Source organism: Ruegeria sp. AL2 (assembly GCF_056540845.1).
Genome location: NZ_JBQFXM010000004.1, coordinates 169,530 through 187,136 on the forward strand (window position 1 = coordinate 169,530; position 17,607 = coordinate 187,136).

Annotated in this window: 17 protein-coding genes; 4 read left to right on the plus strand and 13 right to left on the minus strand. The window is 58.0% G+C overall.

The window, feature by feature from the left end:
• The 9 genes from ACR0ID_RS08115 to trpS all read right to left on the minus strand — a co-directional run bounded on the left by ACR0ID_RS08115 (nucleotide 1) and on the right by trpS (nucleotide 7,493).
• Nucleotides 1–1,530, minus strand: coding sequence for an ABC transporter ATP-binding protein (locus ACR0ID_RS08115; protein ID WP_480475136.1), 1,530 nt, complete (start codon nucleotides 1,528–1,530; stop codon nucleotides 1–3).
• 95 nt (nucleotides 1,531–1,625) lie between these two features.
• The gene (locus tag ACR0ID_RS08120; protein WP_480486668.1) at nucleotides 1,626–2,624 is read right to left on the minus strand and encodes a BMP family lipoprotein; all 999 of its coding nucleotides are present in this window, start codon (nucleotides 2,622–2,624) and stop codon (nucleotides 1,626–1,628) included.
• Between the two features lie 137 nt (nucleotides 2,625–2,761).
• On the minus strand, nucleotides 2,762–3,196 hold the full coding sequence (locus ACR0ID_RS08125) for a GNAT family N-acetyltransferase (RefSeq protein WP_480604765.1): 435 nt from the start codon (nucleotides 3,194–3,196) through the stop codon (nucleotides 2,762–2,764).
• Nucleotides 3,193–3,783, minus strand: coding sequence for a tRNA (adenosine(37)-N6)-threonylcarbamoyltransferase complex dimerization subunit type 1 TsaB (gene tsaB / locus ACR0ID_RS08130; RefSeq protein WP_480604767.1), 591 nt, complete (start codon nucleotides 3,781–3,783; stop codon nucleotides 3,193–3,195). Before tsaB ends, ACR0ID_RS08125 begins: the two co-directional genes overlap by 4 nt.
• Nucleotides 3,773–4,336, minus strand: coding sequence for a NifU family protein (locus ACR0ID_RS08135; protein WP_480475144.1), 564 nt, complete (start codon nucleotides 4,334–4,336; stop codon nucleotides 3,773–3,775). The genes tsaB and ACR0ID_RS08135 overlap by 11 nt, the downstream gene beginning before the upstream one ends.
• 69 nt (nucleotides 4,337–4,405) lie before the next feature.
• The gene (locus ACR0ID_RS08140) at nucleotides 4,406–4,999 is read right to left on the minus strand and encodes a DsbA family protein (protein WP_480604770.1); all 594 of its coding nucleotides are present in this window, start codon (nucleotides 4,997–4,999) and stop codon (nucleotides 4,406–4,408) included.
• Nucleotides 5,000–5,008: 9 nt separating this feature from the next.
• A complete protein-coding gene (locus ACR0ID_RS08145; RefSeq protein WP_267366250.1) occupies nucleotides 5,009–5,464 on the minus strand; it encodes a universal stress protein in 456 nt (151 codons plus the stop codon).
• Between the two features lie 77 nt (nucleotides 5,465–5,541).
• Nucleotides 5,542–6,405 carry a branched-chain amino acid aminotransferase gene (locus tag ACR0ID_RS08150; RefSeq protein WP_480604772.1) on the minus strand — a complete coding sequence of 288 codons (864 nt, stop codon included), beginning with the start codon at nucleotides 6,403–6,405 and terminating at the stop codon, nucleotides 5,542–5,544.
• A gap of 59 nt (nucleotides 6,406–6,464) precedes the next feature.
• On the minus strand, nucleotides 6,465–7,493 hold the full coding sequence (trpS, locus tag ACR0ID_RS08155; protein WP_480604773.1) for a tryptophan--tRNA ligase: 1,029 nt from the start codon (nucleotides 7,491–7,493) through the stop codon (nucleotides 6,465–6,467).
• 86 nt (nucleotides 7,494–7,579) lie between these two features.
• Here trpS and ACR0ID_RS08160 point away from each other — a divergent pair, with 86 nt between their 5' ends.
• Nucleotides 7,580–8,266 carry a rhomboid family intramembrane serine protease gene (locus tag ACR0ID_RS08160; protein ID WP_480604774.1) on the plus strand — a complete coding sequence of 229 codons (687 nt, stop codon included), beginning with the start codon at nucleotides 7,580–7,582 and terminating at the stop codon, nucleotides 8,264–8,266.
• On the opposite strand, the gene murJ is transcribed toward ACR0ID_RS08160, so the two are convergent.
• From murJ to ACR0ID_RS08175, 3 genes are read right to left on the minus strand one after another with little or no spacing between them, the layout of a single operon-like run.
• Complete coding sequence (gene murJ / locus ACR0ID_RS08165; RefSeq protein WP_480518489.1) at nucleotides 8,267–9,808, minus strand: murein biosynthesis integral membrane protein MurJ; 1,542 nt, start codon at nucleotides 9,806–9,808, stop codon at nucleotides 8,267–8,269.
• Nucleotides 9,805–12,624, minus strand: coding sequence for a [protein-PII] uridylyltransferase (locus ACR0ID_RS08170; RefSeq protein WP_480475156.1), 2,820 nt, complete (start codon nucleotides 12,622–12,624; stop codon nucleotides 9,805–9,807). Before ACR0ID_RS08170 ends, murJ begins: the two co-directional genes overlap by 4 nt.
• Nucleotides 12,584–13,756 (minus strand): penicillin-binding protein activator, encoded by a 1,173-nt coding sequence (locus tag ACR0ID_RS08175; RefSeq protein ID WP_480475158.1) that lies wholly within the window; start codon nucleotides 13,754–13,756, stop codon nucleotides 12,584–12,586. Before ACR0ID_RS08175 ends, ACR0ID_RS08170 begins: the two co-directional genes overlap by 41 nt.
• An 88-nt stretch (nucleotides 13,757–13,844) precedes the next feature.
• Here ACR0ID_RS08175 and rsmI point away from each other — a divergent pair, with 88 nt between their 5' ends.
• From rsmI to gshB, 3 genes are all read left to right on the plus strand, one after another.
• Nucleotides 13,845–14,702: a 16S rRNA (cytidine(1402)-2'-O)-methyltransferase gene (rsmI, locus tag ACR0ID_RS08180; protein WP_480604776.1), complete on the plus strand. Its 858-nt coding sequence runs from the start codon at nucleotides 13,845–13,847 to the stop codon at nucleotides 14,700–14,702.
• Nucleotide 14,703: 1 nt separating this feature from the next.
• Nucleotides 14,704–15,075, plus strand: coding sequence for a YraN family protein (locus ACR0ID_RS08185; protein ID WP_480494278.1), 372 nt, complete (start codon nucleotides 14,704–14,706; stop codon nucleotides 15,073–15,075).
• 61 nt (nucleotides 15,076–15,136) lie between these two features.
• Nucleotides 15,137–16,069, plus strand: a complete 933-nt coding sequence (gene gshB, locus ACR0ID_RS08190) for a glutathione synthase (RefSeq protein WP_480518495.1) — start codon at nucleotides 15,137–15,139, stop codon at nucleotides 16,067–16,069.
• Here gshB and ACR0ID_RS08195 read toward each other — a convergent pair.
• On the minus strand, nucleotides 16,066–17,580 hold the full coding sequence (locus ACR0ID_RS08195; RefSeq protein ID WP_480604778.1) for a YifB family Mg chelatase-like AAA ATPase: 1,515 nt from the start codon (nucleotides 17,578–17,580) through the stop codon (nucleotides 16,066–16,068). The genes gshB and ACR0ID_RS08195 overlap by 4 nt on opposite strands.
• Nucleotides 17,581–17,607 lie beyond the last annotated feature (27 nt).

Below are 17,607 nucleotides of genomic sequence, written 5' to 3' on the forward strand. Positions count from 1 at the left end.
CTACGCGGCCTCTCCTGCAACACCGGCCATCAGCAGGCCAAGTTCTTTTTCATCTGTTTCGCTGGGCAGGCGTTCGCCCATGATATGCCCGTCGAACATCACTGCGATCCGGTCGGACAGCGAGAAGATCTCTTCCAACTCAACCGAAACCAGCAGGATCGCCTTGCCTTGGTCGCGCAGGGCAACGATCTGCTTGTGAATGAACTCGATCGCACCAATATCAACGCCACGTGTCGGCTGGCCGACCAGCAGCAGGTCAGGGTTTCGCTCGATTTCGCGGGCAACGACGATTTTCTGCTGGTTCCCGCCCGAAAAGCTCTTGGCGGCAAGCCAAGGATCCGGTGGCCGAACATCGAATTTCTCGATCTTGGCTTCGGTATCAGCGCGCAGCGCGGAATTGTCCATGAACAGGCCTCGCTGATAAGCGGGGTCCCGGTGATAGCCAAAGGCCACGTTCTCCCACGCGTGGAAATCCATAATCAGGCCTTCGCGCTGACGGTCTTCGGGCACATGCGCGATGCGCTGTGCACGACGCGCCTGACCGTCTGATCCGGCACCGCTTAGTGCCAGCGGTTCGCCATTCAGCTTGATCGAGCCTTGTCCCGGACGCATCCCGCCCAGAACCTCCAGCAGTTCCGACTGCCCATTGCCCGCCACACCGGCAATGCCGACGATCTCACCGGCACGCACGGTCAGGTCGATGCCTTTGACCCGTTCAACACCGGCGGAATCGAAAACGCTCAGCTTTTCGATCTCAAGAATGGGTTTGCCCGGCGTCGCAGGCACCTTGTCGACTTGCAGCAAAACCTTACGGCCTACCATCAGTTCGGCCAGTTCTTCAGGGCTGGTGTCCGAAGTTTTCACCGTAGCCGTCATCTGCCCACGGCGCATGACCGAAACGGTATCGGTGTTTTCCATGATTTCGCGCAGCTTGTGGGTGATCACGATGATCGTTTTCCCTTCGGCCCGCAGACGATCCAGAATACGGAACAGTTGGTCAGCCTCTGCCGGGGTCAGAACGCCAGTCGGTTCATCCAGAATCAGAATCTCGGCCTTGCGATACAATGCCTTCAAAATTTCGACACGCTGCTGCATCCCCACACCGATCTCATCAATGCGTTTGTCGGGGTCAACGAACAGTTCGTATTCTTCTTCCAGTTCTTTCAGTTCTTTGCGGGCCTTGGCCAGAGACGGAGCCAGAAGGCCGCCATCTTCGGCACCCAGAACGATGTTTTCCAGAACAGTGAAATTCTCCACCAGCTTGAAGTGCTGAAACACCATCCCGATGCCCGAGGCGATAGCCGCCTGGCTGTCAGGGATTTCGGTCTTTGTCCCGTTGATCCAAATTTCACCTTTGTCGGCTTTGTAAAAGCCGTAGAGGATGCTCATCAGCGTGGATTTGCCCGCACCGTTTTCACCGATGATCCCATGGATCGTACCGGGGGCGACGCTGATTGAGATGTCTTTGTTGGCCTGAACCGGCCCAAAGGATTTGGAAATCCCTTTGAGCTCAATGGCGGGGACGGTCATGTCTTACCCTCAACTGCCGAAAAGCCCATCCGGCAGGTGGCACGGATGGCAGTGTGGATGGCGGGGCGGAAGGGTTCCTTCCGCCCCGCGCGATATCAGAACTGCAGTGCGGGGCAGCTGTCGTTCTCGTAATAGCTGACAACGGTGATATCGCCGTTGATGATGGCTTTGCGGGCTTCTTCCACCGCATCGTTCATTTGGACCGAAACAAGCTCTTTGTTGTTATCGTCCATGGCGACGCCTACACCTTCTTCGGCCAGTCCCATGGTGAACACGCCGGTTTCTACGGCGTCACCTGCTTTCATCGCGTCATACACCGCGACGTCCACACGTTTCAGCATCGACGTCAGGACCTTGCCCGGATGCAGGTGGTTCTGGTTGCTGTCCACGCCGATCGACAGGATGCCTTCGTCGGCTGCCGTTTGCAGAACGCCAACACCTGTACCGCCAGCCGCGGCATAGATCACGTCAGCACCCTGGCTGATCTGTGCTTTTGTAAGTTCCGAACCTTTTACCGGGTCGTTCCATGCCGCAGGGGTGGTGCCGGTCATGTTGGCGACAACATTGATGTCCGGGTTCACGGCTTTGGCGCCTTGTGCGTATCCGCAGCCAAAGTGGCGGATCAGCGGAATGTCCATACCGCCGATAAAGCCAACGGTTCCCGATTTCGATGCCATCGCTGCCATCATGCCAACCAGGTACGATCCTTCATGCTCGGCAAAGCCGATCTGGCGGATGTTGGGGATGTCCAGCCAGTTCACGTCGACAGCCACGAATTTGGTTTCGGGATAATCGCCTGCAACGGCCGACAACGGATCGGCCATACCAAAGCCCATGGTGATGATCGGATTGGCACCTGATTCTGCGAAACGGCGCAGAGCCTGTTCGCGCTGTGCTTCCGACTGGATCTCGATCTCGCGGTACTCGCCGCCGGTCTCATCGGCCCAACGCTGCGCGCCATTATACGCGGCTTCGTTGAAAGATTTGTCGAACTTGCCGCCCAGGTCAAAGATCAGCGCCGGTTCGGCGAAAGTTGCACCTGCGGTCAGAGCGACAGCAGCGGCAGCACCCATCAAGGATTTCATCAGGGTCATTTAAGTCTCCCATTTTTTTTGTTGGCACGAGGTAAGATTAGCCCCGTTTACCCACTTTTAGCGAGCATAAGTGTTGTGATGGCGGGAATTAAGGACGTTTGCAACCGTCATGGTCAATTGATTTCTGACCAAATGGTCTAAAAAATCTTTGGTTGCCGTAAGGGCAGTCGGCGTTCCATCACAAGAGCATCGATATTTGGGCCTGTTTTTCTGGAATAATAACCCTTGCGCTGACCGCACTGGCGATACCCGCATCGCCAATACAAAGCGATTGCTGCAACATTGTCGGCAGCGACGTCCAGAAAAGCGCGGTTTACCTGCAAAGTGACTGCCCGGTCGTGCCAGTCGTGCATCGCCTGTGACCCGAGCCCTTGTCTTTGAAACGCGGGGTGAGTCGCAATCGTCAGCAACTCTGCCTCACCCGCGATCACCTGAAACAGGGCAAAGCAACGGGCATCCCCAACGTAATCAGTGAACCGGTTTTCCAAAAGGCTGGCGAATTCATCGGCAGTCCATGGGCGTGACTGGGTGAACGCCGCTGCATGTGTCGCTGCCATCTCGTAAGGCGTCATTGGTCCAGCAACACAGGCGGCACATCTCGGGACGGGGCCGCGTCCGCAGGTCTGACATATAGCGGGGCTGGAGGCGCACTGACGCTGTGCCATCGTCTTGCGGCAAGTCTGGCAACGGCTTGTACCTGCAATGCGGGGTCGGGGCAGACATACAAAGGCCCATGCTGTTCGGCCTCGCCCAAAGGCAACAGGCAAGGGCCGGTTCCGGGAAGTTGTACATACACCTGTTCGCGCGGCGCAGGGATGGCTGGACGTTGGCTCTCTTCTGCCAGTTCAATCAGAGCATCGAATCCAGAAACACCCACCGCGGGGACGCCAAGGCCCAAGGCAAGGCCCCGGGCGGCAGAGACCGAGATGCGTATACCCGTGAAATTGCCGGGCCCAATCCCAACACCGATGGCGTCCAGATCGGCCCATACGCAACCGGCTTCGGTCAGTAATTCTTGCAACAAGGGCATCAACCGTTCGGCCTGGCCGCGTGCCATGTCTTCGACACGGGATACTGCGATCACACCGCCACGCAACAAAGCGGCCGCGCAATGCGCGGCCGATGTATCAAATGCCAGGATCGTCGGGTCAGACGGCAACTGGTCGAACCTCGGTCACTTCAGGGATGTAGTGGCGCAGCAGGTTTTCGATACCCATCTTCAGTGTCAGGGTCGATGACGGGCACCCCGCGCAGGCACCCTGCATGTGCAGATAGACCACGCCGCGATCAAAGCCATGAAAGGTAATGTCGCCACCATCCTGTGCCACGGCCGGGCGCACGCGGCTGTCCAGCAGATCTTTGATCTGATTGACGATTTCCGCATCTTCTCCGGTATGTTCGGCATGACCCGAGGCCGCTGCCGCGTCTGCACCCATGACAGGCTGGCCGGATTGATAATGCTCCATCACTGCGCCAAGAATTGCAGGTTTGATGTGATCCCACTGAACTTCGTCGGATTTGGTCACAGTGACAAAGTCGTTTCCAAAAAACACACCGGTCACACCGTTTACCGCAAAGATTCGTTTGGCCAGTGGGGACTTATCACCAGCCTCGGCTGTCGGGAAATCCGCGGTTCCAGCCTCAAGCACCGTTTGGCCGGGCAGAAATTTCAATGTGGCCGGGTTTGGGGTGGATTCGGTCTGGATGAACATGAGGCAGCTCCGTCTGAGGTGTTTCTGATATGCGCTCAGGGGTCGGAGAAGTCAATATTTGGAACGATTCTAAATCGTGAGCGAGTAACGAATCGCCTCATCCAGCCGGTCATCTCCCCAAAACAGCTCTGCCCCCGCCACAAAACTCGGTGCGCCGAACAGGCCAAGTGCTTTTGCGCGCGCGGATTGCTCGAACAGAGCAGCCTTGATGCTCGGATCTTTTGCGCGATTCATCACTGCCGCAGGCAGACCTGCCACCTTCAGGCAATCCTCAAGCACGCCTTCGTCAGAGATGTTCTTCCCGTCCCCGAATTCAGCGCTGAAGACAGCCTTTGCGAAGGCAGCCCGTTCTTCGCGATGCGCAAGGGCCAGAGTCAGGCGCGCTGCGGTGAGGGAGTTTTGCGGGAACGGGTCAGGCCGAACTAATTTCAGCCCGCGTGCGCTGCAAAGACGTTCCATGTCACGCCACATATAGCGCCCTTTGGCCGGATACAGGTTGAACGGCGATGTGCGCCATCCCTGATCCGCGAAAATCGGCCCCAACAGAAAAGGTTGCCAGTCGACCGAGACACCTGTGCCCCGTGCGGCCTGTTCGATTCGCATCGCGCTGAGATAAGAATAGGTCGAGGCGAAGTCGAACCAGAACTGCAACGTCTTCGCCACGTTCTATCCTCAGGTGATTTCTTCCAGCTTTTCCTTGCTCAGATCACCGGGAACAATCGTTATCGGGATCGGCAGGCTGCCAGAGTTCTTTGTGAGCTGGGTCACCAGCGGGCCGGGGCCTTTCTTGTCAGTTCCCGCCCCAAGAACGAGAACGCCGATCTCAGGGTCAGACTGAACATGTTCGATGATCTGCGGCACCGGATCACCTTCGCGAATGGCCAGTTCAGGTTCTACATTCTGTTTGTCGCGCATCCATTTGGCGAAGACTTCGAAATGGGCATGGATACGTTCCCGGGCTTCTTCGCGCATGGTTTCGGCAACACCGATCCAGTGATTGAACTCGTCCGGCGGAATAACCGACAAGATCGTCACGCCGCCACCTGTATGCGCGGCACGCATCGCGGCGAACCGCATTGCGTTCAGGCATTCACGGCTGTCATCCAGAACAACTAAGAACTTACGCATGGGTGTCCTCTTCAATTTTAAGAGATCATGCCCGAGCGTTTGCGTGCTGGCAACTCGGACACGTTCATGTCGATGTACTAGCGTTCGCTTGCAGCCCAGTCCCAGTAAAGTGCGCGGGCACGGCGGGCAATTGGACCAAGCTGAAACTGTGTGTCTTCTAGCGCAGTCACCGGTGTGATCTTGCTCATATTGCCGGACATGAAAACCTCGTCCGCCTGATGAAAATCCTCGAAACCCAAGACCGTTTCATGAACTGTAACACCATCCTCGCGCAGATTCTTGATATGTCGCGCCCGCGTGATCCCTGCCAAAAATGTGCCGTTGGGGATCGGGGTAAAGACCTCGCCATCCTTGACCATGAAGATGTTGGCTGTTGCCGTTTCGGCCACATTGCCCATCGCGTCAGCGACCAGTGCGTTCGAGAACCCTTTGGAGCGCGCCTCTTGCAACATGCGCGCATTGTTGGGGTAAAGGCACCCGGCCTTGGCATTGACCACAGCCGATTCCAGTACCGGGCGACGGAATCGCGTGGTCGACAGCGTGGCTGAAGCCGTTTCCGGTGCCATCGGGATTTCTTCCAGACAGATGGCAAACCCTGTGCTGTTTTCCTGCGGAACGATTGCCGTGCTGTCGCCATCAATGCCCCAATACATCGGGCGGATATAAACAGCTGTGTCAGGGCTGTAGGCTTGCAACCCTTCATGCACCAATTCGACCATCTGTTCGGCTGTCATGGTTGGTGTCAGCATCAGGGCTTCAGCGGACCGGTTCACCCGGGCGCAATGGGCGTGCAGATCAGGGGCCAACCCGTCGAAATAGCGGGCACCATCGAATACGGATGATCCAAGCCAGGCCCCATGATCCGCTGCGCGCATGATAGGAGTATCCCCGTCATGCCACTGGCCCTGAAAGTAGGTCCGGATGTTTTTGCCGGTTGCCATGACGCCCTCCTGTGGTTCAGGCAGACCCTAGGTGGGCGTCAGGCGAAGGTCCAGTGCATTCAGCGTGATGCCGATCCGACCATACCGACGATTTCATAGGTCTTTTGCAGGATCGGAGCAGCGATCTGGCGGGCGCGTTCGGCCCCGTGAGCCAGAATCCGGTCAATCTCGGCCTGTTCTCCCATAAGGCGCGACATCTCAGTCGAGATTGGGGCCAGCTTGGCGACCGCCAGATCAGCCAGCATCGGTTTGAAATCACCGAACTGCTTGCCGCCAACTTCGGCCAGAACCTGCTCGATGCTTTGTTCGCTGAGTGTTGCGTAGATATTGACCAGATTACGCGCTTCGGGGCGGCCCTCCAGACCTTCGACATCCGACGGCAAAGCGTCAGGGTCGGTCTTGGCCTTGCGGATTTTCTTTGCGATCGCATCTGCATCGTCGGTCAGGTTGATCCGACTCATGTCCGAGGGATCGGACTTTGACATCTTCTTGGACCCATCCCGCAAGCTCATGACCCTTGTCGCTGACCCTTCGATCACCGGTTCGGTGATGGGAAAGAAATCGACGCCAAAATCGTTGTTGAATTTTATGGCGATGTCGCGGGTCAACTCCAGATGCTGTTTCTGGTCTTCGCCAACTGGCACATGGGTTGCGTGATAGATCAGAATATCGGCTGCCATCAGAGCAGGGTAGGCAAACAGGCCAAGCGAAGCGTTCTGCTGGTTTTTGCCAGCCTTGTCCTTCCACTGGGTCATGCGCTGCATCCATCCCATGCGCGCGACACAGTTGAATATCCAGGCCAGTTGCGCGTGTTCCGGCACCTGACTTTGGTTGAACAAGATTGATTTTTCCGGGTTTAGACCGGAAGCGATGTAACCGGCACAAAGCTCCCGCGTTGCATGCTGCAACTCGGTTGGGTCTTGCCAGACGGTGATCGCGTGCAGATCGACCATGCAATAGATAGTCTCAAACTCCTCGCTCTGCATTCTCACCCAGTTCCGAAGCGCCCCGAGATAGTTGCCGAGGTGTAGATTGCCCGAAGGCTGCGCACCAGAAAACACGCGCGGCGTGAATTGGGACTCAGTCATCAAAGGGAACTCCTGTCTGGAAAAATCAGCCCCCGTCGCTTACCCATGAGGCAAAGGGACGTCAACAGCCGCGAAAGGCCAGCCCAATGAGCAGTGAACATTACACACCGCCTGTGAACCCCCTGCCCCCTGCCGTGGTGGCGCTGGTTCTGTTCATCATCGGGATAGAAATTGCCTTCACGCTGGGATCACGCGGGCTGGTTGGAGGACCAGCAGCGGTGGGCTGGCGGCTGGATGCGATCCAGCATTATGCGTTCTCGGCGGATATTTTCGACTGGATGGTACTGAACGGGCGCTGGCCATTCGAACATGTCATCCGCTTCGTGACCTACCCCTTCGTGTCCGCAAATTTCACGCAGGCGATTTTCGTCTGTGTTTTCGTGCTGGCGATGGGCAAAATGGTTGGCGAAGTGTTCGGCGGTTTCTCGATGCTGCTGATTTTTATCGTATCAGGCATTGGCGGCGCGCTTGCCTACGCTGTGTTACTGGACCCACGCTATCCGCTGATTGGAGGGTTCCCGCCGGTGTATGGCCTGATCGGCGCATTCACGTGGCTGTTGTGGCGCAAACTGTCACTTGTAGGTGCAAACCAAGCACGGGCATTTCAATTGATTGCAGTCCTTATGGGCATACAGTTTCTTTTCGGCCTGATCTTTGGTGGCAACTGGGAATGGGTTGCCGATCTGGGTGGGTTTGCCACCGGTTTTGGCTTGTCTTTTCTTGTTGCACCGGGCGCGTGGTCCCGGATCGTCGGACGCATTCGCCGGGATTGATCAGGACCGGCGCAGAGTGTGTTTGAACTCCGACAGTTTGAAGGCGCCGAAGATATGACCCAGAAGGAAATATGAGACGGCAGCGACCATGATCAGGATCAGCAGTGCCAGATAACGCCAGCCGGGAACTTCCAACGCCCACCCGAACAGGTAGAGCGCGGCGTATAAGATCGCGCCCATCCCAAGCGAAGCGGCCACAATCCTGTTCGCCCGCTTTTTTAACCGGACATCGAAGCGTGCCTCTTCACCCATACGTCGTGAGCCCAAGGCCAGTAGCACAACCATCGCCCACCCGGCAGTCGATGCAGCAATTGCCGGTGCGATCCAGCCCACCAGTGGAAACAGACCAAACGCCAGAGCTGCGTTCACGATCATCGCAACAACCGCGTAGTGAAACGGGGAACGTGTATCCTCGCGCGCAAAAAACAGCGGTTGCAGCAATTTTTGCAACATGAAAGCCGGAAGCCCTACCCCGTAGATGGCAACCGCAAGGGCCGTGGCGGCCGTATCCTCGGGGCCGAACTGGCCGCGTTCGAACAGCACGGATACGAGGGGGGTTGGCATAACCACGAGGGCGACAGTCGAAGGCAGCGTCAGCAGCAGTGTGAACTCACCGGCCCGGGAAAAGGCATTGCGTGCGCCCTCTTTGTCATCCGCGCGCAAGCGGCGGGACAGGTCCGGCAACAAGACTATGCCGACAGCAATGCCTACAACACCCAAAGGCAACTGGTAGAGCCTGTCTGCGGCAAACAACCAGCTGACGGCCTTTTCGGTTTTCGACGCAACCAATTGCCCGACAACCAGATTGACCTGCGTGACCCCCATCGCCAGCGCGGCCGGGACTGCGATACGTACCATCCGTCGCATTTCGGGCGTCAGACGCGGCATGCTGGGGCGGATGTGGATGCCGGCGCGTTCGGTAGCAACCCAGACCAGCGCCAGTTGCGCGACACCGGCCACCGGAATGACCGGGATCAACCACCGGATCACTTCGCCGCCGGACATGGCACCGGCGATCAGGGCGGTGCAGGCGAAAATGTTCAGCAGAACAGGTGCAGCTGCCGCTGCCGCAAACCGCCCGGTTGCATTCAGAACACCAGAAAACAAGGCAGCCAGAGACATGAACAGGATGTATGGAAACACAACATATCCATAATCCACCGCCAGATCGAACCGTTCATCGCCGTAAAACCCTTCGGCGGTCAGCCACACCAGACCGGGCATGAAAACCATGGCCAGCCCGACCAGCGCCAGAACAGCCACGGCCAGAAGATTGAATGCGTCCTGCGCGAAACCCTGAGGGTCTTCGTCGGCTTCCAGTCGTTTGGAGAACATCGGCACAAAGGCCGCGTTAAATGCCCCCTCGGCGAAAAAGCGGCGGAACATGTTGGGCAGGCGAAAGGCAGCAACAAAGGCATCCATCACTGGGCCCGGTCCGATATAGGCCGTCAGCAGTATTTCCCGTAGAAACCCCAGAATTCGGCTGGCGAGCGTCCAGAAGCCGACCGTGAACAGGCCAGAGAACAACCGTATTTGCTTCATGAGGCCGCACGCTCGGCGCCTTCGGTGATTGCCGTGCGCAGCTTGGCCTCAAGCCCGCGCTGCTTGCTTTCCGAGTAATACTTCAAGCCAAACATATCCTTGACGTAGAACGTATCGACCACCTGTTCGCCATAGGTCGCGATCACGGCATTGGCGATATACACGTTCGCCGCGGCCAGGGTCCGGGTCAGATCAAACAGCAGGCCTGGGCGGTCGCGTGTGTCCACCTCGATGATTGTGTAGATTTCAGAGCCCTCATTGTCGAACGTGATATGAGTTGGCACGTTGAAAGCGCGTTCGCGTTTCTTGATCTTGTCACGCGACTTCAGCGCTTCCTTGGCGACGACTTCGCCGCGCAGGGTCTTGTGAATCATCTGCGTCAGGCGTGGAAGGCGCGATGCCTCGAACGGGTGCCCTTCGGCGTCCTGAATCCAGAACGCGTCCGTCACGTAGCCGTCTTTGGTGGTATAGCTACGTGCATCCACGACATTCGCGCCGACCAGAGCCAGTGCCCCGGCGATGCGGGCAAAAATACCGGGGTGATCTCCCATGGCGAAACAGGCCCGCGTCGCATCACGGTCTTCATCAGGTTGCAGGCGAATTTCCATCGCGCCGGGATCGCCGCTTTGTTCCAGCGCGTACAGCATCTCGGCAAACTCGATATGCGTCGCAAGGTTCAGGCCCTGCCAATACGGGGCGTAGTGGCGCCCGGTCTCGACCTTGAGGTCAGCCTTGGACCAGTTGTCCAAGGCGCGGCGTAGCGCTGTTTTGGCCTCGGCCCCCCGGTTCGCCCGGTTCAGATCTTCCATACCGGTTTCCAGTGCACGCTTTGTTTCAGCATGCAGGGCGCGCAGCAAGGTGGCCTTCCAGTTGTTCCAGGTGGTCGGGCCAACACCGCGAATGTCACAAACCGTCAGAACCGTCAGCAAATCCAGCCGTTTGGTTGTCTGAACGGCTTTGGCAAAATCGCGCACCGTCCGAGGGTCGGAGATATCGCGTTTTTGCGCCATGTCGGACATCAGCAAGTGATAACGCACCAGCCATTCAACGGTTTCGGAATCCGATTTGTTCAGGCCGAGCCGAGGCGCCACCTTGCGCGCGATCTGTGCCCCAAGGATCGAGTGATCTTCGGGGCGACCTTTCGCAATGTCATGCAGAAGAAGCGCGACGTACAGCACCTTTCGGTTCACCCCGCCTTTCAGAATCGATGACGCCAGAGGCAGGGATTCGACCAGCTCTCCGCGTTCGATCTGGGCAAGATTGACGATGCATTGGATCGTATGCTCGTCCACCGTATAGCTGTGATACATATTGAACTGCATCATCGCCACGATGTGCTCGAACTCGGGTAGGAAAGCGGACAGCACGCCCAGTTCGTTCATACGTCGCAATGCACGTTCCGGGTTGCCGTGTTTCAACATCAGATCCAGGAAAATGCGCTGGGCTTCCTTGTCGCCGCGCATCTCGTCATCGATCAGATGCAGGTTCGCGCTCACCAGCCGCATGGCATCGGGATGGATCAGCATACCTGTCCGCAAACCTTCTTCGAACAGGCGCAGCAGGTTCACTTTGTCGGATAGAAATTTTTCAGGTTCCACCAGATCCAGACGGCCGTGAACCACCTTGTACCCTGCCTTGACCCGTCGACGCCTGCGGAAAATGCGTTCCAGCAACGGCGCACCTTTCATGTGCAGCGATTCGAGTTTGGTCAGGAAGATGCGCGTCAACTCACCCACGCGGGTGGCTTCGCGGAAATACCGCTGCATGAACACTTCGACCGCACGACGCCCGGCGCGGTCCTCGTACCCCATGCGCGCGGCAACCTCGACCTGCATGTCAAAGGTAAGCTGCTCGGTCGCACGGCCGGTGACAAGATGCAGGTGCGAACGCACAGCCCAAAGGAATTCTTCGGCCTGAACAAAGGTCTTGAACTCTTCGGGTGTGAACAAGCCCAAAGGCACCAGTTCGGCCACGTCCTGAACGCCATAGACATATTTCGCGATCCAGTAGAGGGATTGCAAATCGCGTAGGCCGCCTTTGCCTTCCTTCACGTTGGGTTCGACCATGTAACGCTCGCCTTGTTTGTGGTGGCGTTCATCACGTTCGTGCAACTTTGCTTCGATGAACTCGCGTTCAGTTCCCTTGAACAGTTCGTCTTTCAGCCTTCGGTCCAACCCGTCCGCCAGCGCCTTGTCACCGGCCAGATAGCGTTGCTCCAACATCGCTGTGCGGATCGTGAAATCCTCGGCGCCCAGCCGCAGACAATCCTTGATTGTGCGTGAGGAATGCCCGACCTTCAGCCGCAAATCCCAAAGGATATAAAGCATCGACTCGATAACGCTCTCGGCCCATGCGGTGATCTTGTAGGGGGTGAGAAACAGCAGATCGACGTCGGAAAACGGCGCCATTTCCCCGCGCCCATAACCGCCAACAGCCAGAACGGCGATCTTTTCACCTTGGGTGGGCGTTGCAAGCGGATGCAGGCGTGTGCTTGAGACCAGCATCGCCGTCCCAACCAGTTGATCCGTCAGGTAAGTGTATGAGCGCGTGAGTGCCCGCGCGTCGAAAGGACGTTCGCCAAATGCCTCTGCAATGACCGCGCGGCCAGACTTTTGAGCCTCGCGCAGAATGCGCACCGTCTCGGACCGCATTTTGGTGTTGTCCGGGCAGGCCTCAAAGGCCTGAGCCAGTGCATCATTGACGGCAGTGCTGTCGAAGATGTCCCCGGCAGGGCAGATCAACGCGCTTTCGGGCACGTTGATCGCGCCAGTCAGATCAGAAACCGGCGCCAGAGAAGCTTTGTGGGGCAGGGTCAATCACAACCACCTGTTTGTTCTGGATCGTGGCAACTGCCAGACCGCGTTCGTTGGTGCCGTCCGGGCGCAGGCGGAAGATGCCGCCAACGCCCTGGAAACCGGCGTTCTGTGTCAGGGCCGAAGCGGTCAGGGCGTCTGATTTGCCCTGGCTGACCAAGGCACCAATTGCGGCGATACCGTCATAGGCCAGACCGCTGATTGGGTGCGGTGCTTCGCCGTAAGTTGCGTTGTAACGCTGACGGTAGGCCTGTGCCTTGGACGGGTCAGGTAATGCAAACCACCCCCCTTGAACCCCCGGAAGCTCCAGAGTTTGAGGAGGGATATCCCAACGTGTCAGGCCAATGTATTGCGTGGTTGCCGGAGAAACACCGGCCTCTGGCAGCAATTGCGAGAACAGCGGCAATGCCCCCGCCGTGGTCGCCGTCAGGAAGATCGAATCCGCGCCTGTCGAATCAACAGTGGCCTTGATCGTGGGAACCGCATTGATGACGCCCTGTTGCGACCGGTCGTATGCGACGGTCCCTGCATTGTTGACCCGGCTGTTCGCTATGGCATTGGCGATTGCGGACTGGCCCAGTTGTCCTGCGGCGTCGTTGCTGTGCACGACCACCGTGTTGACCTTGCCCTGACTGCCCGCATAATTCACCAGCCGGTTGGCCGTATTGTCAAAGGTCGGGCCCAATACAAAGACGTTGCCGCCTGCAATGCTGGCGTTGTTTGAAAACGAAAGAACGTTGACGTTCTTGCTCAGCACCGCCAACCCGGCAGCATTTGCTGCCTGGGCATATACCGGACCAATGATGATTTTTGCCCCGTCCGCAACAGCCTGCTGTGCAACGGCTGTCGCCGTGTTCGGGTTTCCGGCTGTGTCATAAACGCGTAAGTCGATCTGGACATTCGGCAAATCCGACATCGCAAGCCGCGCGGCATTCTCAAGGCTTTGCGCCAGCGCCGCATCACCAGATTGCGCAGATCCTCTGGGAACCAGCAAGGCGACAGGAACCGGCTTTGAGGTATTGATCGAGGGGCCTCCGCCAAGACCACCCGGTTCACAGGCAGCAAGAAACGCTGCGGTCGTCAGGGCAGCGGCGACTTTCGCCAGCTTGCTTACGGGCTTGCAAACGGTAAACATCTAAATGAAAACTCCCTGATCCGACGGCTGCGAATGCTTCTGTTCTGTTGAGCCGCGATAATAAACGTCACGCTGTGAGGGTCCAGCTTTGAATTTCCAAAAGATCAAGTTGGCTGCGGGCCTGTATTTTGTTGCCACTCCGATTGGAACAGCACGCGACATTACGCTCAGAGCCTTGGATGTTTTGGCCTCAGCCGATGTAATTGCGGCAGAAGACACCCGCAGTTTACGTCGCTTGATGGAAATACATGGCATCCCGCTGGAAGGCCGGCGTATCCAGGCCTATCACGACCACAGCGGCGCAGGCGCACGCGGCAAGATTATGGAGGCGCTGGCGCAAGGGCAATCGGTGGCCTACGCGTCCGAAGCGGGAATGCCGCTTATTGCCGATCCGGGCTATGATCTGGGCAAGCAGGCCGCAGAAGCCGGGTATACCGTGACCTGTGCCCCCGGCGCGTCTGCCGTTGTAACGGCCCTGACGTTGGCGGGGCTTCCCACCGACGCCTTCTTTTTTGCAGGCTTCCTTCCTAACGCAACCAAAGCGCGCCGCACCCGCATCGAGGCGTTGAAGGACATCCCCGGCACATTGGTGTTCTACGAATCTCCGAAACGCTTTGCCGCCTGTCTGTCGGACCTGGCTGAATGCCTGGGACCTGAACGGCAGGCTGCGCTTTGTCGAGAGCTAACGAAAAAGTTTGAAGAGGTCCGCCGCGGCAGCCTGTCCGAACTGGCAGGGGAGTATCGGGGCAAGACCGTCAAAGGCGAAATCGTCCTGTTGGTGGACCGCAGTCATTCGCAAAGTGTTAACGAATCCGACCTAGAAGAAGCTTTGAAACGAGCTTTGGAAAATCACTCGGTTCGGGATGCAGCGGATCTTGTATCGGAAATGTACGACCTGCCGCGCCGACCGATTTACCAGAAAGCTCTGAAATTGGGCAAGGGATGACATGGGGCGGCGTGAACGACAGGGTTCGATCTCATACCACGCTGGACAGGCCGCAGAGTCACAGGTCGCCGCAGATTACGAACGTCGGGGTTTTGCCATAGCGCATCGCCGCTGGCGGGGCGCTGGCGGAGAGATCGACCTGATTGCACGCGACGGCGACGGGCTTGTGTTCATCGAAGTTAAGAAAAGCACCAGCTTTGAAAAGGCCGCTGCCCGGATCAGCCGCAGGCAGATCGAACGAATCTATGCCTCTGCCGCTCAGTTCTTGGAAAACGAGCCGACCGGGCAGCTGACAAACGTACGCTTTGACGCGGCACTTGTGGATGGCTCTGGCGCTGTTCACATCATCGAAAACGCCTTTGGTTTTGGCTAAGCCCCATTGAACCCACAGGCGTGCTGGTCCATGTATCTGGCGGGAAACTGAGGGACATGCCATGAAAATCGCCTTTCAAATGGACCCGATCGGGGCCGTGGATATCAACGCCGACAGCTCATTCCGTCTGGCGGAAGAGGCACAGGCGCGCGGGCATTCATTGTTTTTCTACGGTCCGGATCACTTGGCCTATCAGCAAGGTCGCATCACCGCGCGAGGTCACGACATGACCGTGCAAAGGGTTGCCGGAGATCCTGCGGTTCTGGGCCCCGAACGTGAGGTGGATCTGGCCGATTTCGATGTCGTCTGGCTGCGTCAGGACCCGCCTTTTGACATGCATTACATCACGTCCACGCATTTGCTGGATCGTCTCAAGGGGCAGACGCTTGTCGTCAACGATCCGTTCTGGGTGCGCAATTACCCGGAAAAGCTGCTGGTGCTGGATTTCCCCGAACTGACCCCGCCAACAACGATTGCGCGCGACTTGCAGACGATCAAGGCGTTCAAGGAAAAGCACGGCGATATCATCCTCAAACCGCTTTACGGGAACGGCGGCGCGGGTGTGTTCCGGCTTGATGCCAATGACCGCAACCTGACTTCCTTGCATGAGCTGTTCACCGGATTCTCGCGCGAACCTTTGATCGTGCAGAAATTCCTGCCGGATGTCAGCAATGGCGACAAACGGGTGATCCTGGTGGATGGCGAAGCGGTCGGCGCGATTAACCGTGTACCAGCCGAAGGCGAAACGCGGTCGAACATGCATGTTGGCGGACGTCCGGAAAAGATCGGCTTGTCCGAACGCGATCTTGAGATCTGCGCGGCGATTGGGCCTCTGCTGAAGGAAAAGGGTCAGGTCTTTGTCGGAATTGACGTTATTGGCGACTATCTGACCGAGATTAACGTGACTTCACCGACTGGCATTCAAGAGCTGGAACGGTTTGATGGCGTAAATATTGCGGAAAAGATCTGGCAGGCCATCGAGGCCAGGCTTTAGGCCATAACCCGGGCAGAGATGCGAAAACTCAGTGCCTCGGCCACGTGTGGGCGGCGGATATCGGTCGCGCCGTCCAGATCGGCGATGGTGCGCGCCACCCTCAGGATTCTATGGAAGGCCCGAGCTGACAGGCCGAACCGATCCGCAGCTTTCAACAGCAGTTCTTTTCCTTCGGCATCGGGCGTGGCGATCTCTTCCAGTATTTTGCCTTCTGCGTCAGCGTTTTGTCGTAACTCCGGCGTGTCACGGAACCGGTCTGCCTGTATGGCACGCGCCCTTTCGACACGTGCTGCAACCGTCGACGAACTGTCGCCCGATGGGGGCAGATCAAGGTCAATAAAGCCCACGGGCGGAACTTCGATCCGCAGATCGAACCTGTCCATCAAAGGGCCCGAGATTCGGTTCAGGTAATCTTCGCCACATCCCGGTGCCCGCGAACAGGCACGGGACGGGTCGGTCAGATAGCCGCATTTGCAAGGGTTGGCGGCGGCCACCAGCATGAAACGACAAGGGTACTTCACATGGGCGTTCGCGCGCGCCACCATGACTTCGCCGGTTTCAATGGGTTGGCGCAGGGTTTCCAGAACCGGCCGTGGAAACTCAGGGAATTCATCCATGAACAACACACCATTGTGGGCCAATGAGATTTCGCCCGGTTTGGCCCCTTTCCCACCACCAACTATGGCCGCCATCGAGGCCGTGTGGTGCGGTTCGCGGAACGGGCGTGTGCGGTTTATTCCGCCTTCATCCAGCAACCCGCATAGCGATTGGATCATCGACGTTTCCAGGGCTTCCACGGCTGTAAGCGGCGGTAGAATTCCGGGAAGCCGCGCCGCCAGCATGGATTTGCCCGATCCCGGCGTGCCGATCATGATCAGATGATGACGTCCGGCGGCGGCGATTTCCAGGGCGCGTTTGGCGCGCTCCTGCCCTTTCACATCGCGCAGGTCGCGGTTGGACGGTGTCAGGTTCACTTCGCCGGGTTGTGCCGCTGGCAAAGGGGATTGGCCTGAGAAATGGCGCACGACCTCTCCAAGCGATCCGGCACCGATCACCTGAGTGGCATCGACCCAGGCCGCCTCGGCGCTGGAGGCGCGCGGACAAAGCAATGTGCGGTCTTCTGACGCGGCCGTGATCGCGGCGGGCAAAGCACCAACAACGGGCACCAGAGAACCGTCGAGTGACAACTCCCCCAACGCAACGGTGCTTTCCGCGGCATCGGCAGGGATGATGTCGAGCGCGGACAAAAGCGCGACCGCAATGGGCAGGTCGAAATGGCTGCCTTCTTTAGGAAGGTCGGCAGGGGACAGATTGATGGTGATCCGCTTGGACGGCAGCGCAATGGCCATAGCGTTCAGCGCGCTGCGGACGCGGTCACGCGCCTCGGACACGGCTTTGTCGGGCAGGCCCACGATGGAAAAGGCTGGCAGTCCGGGTGAGACTGCGCATTGCACCTCGACCGGGCGGGCATCAACGCCTTGAAAAGCAACGGTGTGGGCGCGGGCGACCATGGCAGTCCTGTTTTGGTTAACAGGACG

Bases quoted from the DNA above. Each gene is read 5' to 3' on its own strand.
- ACR0ID_RS08115 (WP_480475136.1), bottom strand. From the start codon at position 1,530: ATGACCGTCCCCGCCATTGAGCTCAAAGGGATTTCCAAATCCTTTGGG.
- ACR0ID_RS08120 (WP_480486668.1), bottom strand. From the start codon at position 2,624: ATGACCCTGATGAAATCCTTGATGGGTGCTGCCGCTGCTGTCGCTCTG.
- ACR0ID_RS08125 (WP_480604765.1), bottom strand. From the start codon at position 3,196: ATGACGCCTTACGAGATGGCAGCGACACATGCAGCGGCGTTCACCCAG.
- ACR0ID_RS08135 (WP_480475144.1), bottom strand. From the start codon at position 4,336: ATGTTCATCCAGACCGAATCCACCCCAAACCCGGCCACATTGAAATTT.
- ACR0ID_RS08145 (WP_267366250.1), bottom strand. From the start codon at position 5,464: ATGCGTAAGTTCTTAGTTGTTCTGGATGACAGCCGTGAATGCCTGAAC.
- ACR0ID_RS08150 (WP_480604772.1), bottom strand. From the start codon at position 6,405: ATGGCAACCGGCAAAAACATCCGGACCTACTTTCAGGGCCAGTGGCAT.
- trpS (WP_480604773.1), bottom strand. From the start codon at position 7,493: ATGACTGAGTCCCAATTCACGCCGCGCGTGTTTTCTGGTGCGCAGCCT.
- ACR0ID_RS08160 (WP_480604774.1), top strand. From the start codon at position 7,580: ATGAGCAGTGAACATTACACACCGCCTGTGAACCCCCTGCCCCCTGCC.
- murJ (WP_480518489.1), bottom strand. From the start codon at position 9,808: ATGAAGCAAATACGGTTGTTCTCTGGCCTGTTCACGGTCGGCTTCTGG.
- ACR0ID_RS08175 (WP_480475158.1), bottom strand. From the start codon at position 13,756: ATGTTTACCGTTTGCAAGCCCGTAAGCAAGCTGGCGAAAGTCGCCGCT.
- ACR0ID_RS08185 (WP_480494278.1), top strand. From the start codon at position 14,704: ATGGGGCGGCGTGAACGACAGGGTTCGATCTCATACCACGCTGGACAG.
- gshB (WP_480518495.1), top strand. From the start codon at position 15,137: ATGAAAATCGCCTTTCAAATGGACCCGATCGGGGCCGTGGATATCAAC.
- ACR0ID_RS08195 (WP_480604778.1), bottom strand. From the start codon at position 17,580: ATGGTCGCCCGCGCCCACACCGTTGCTTTTCAAGGCGTTGATGCCCGC.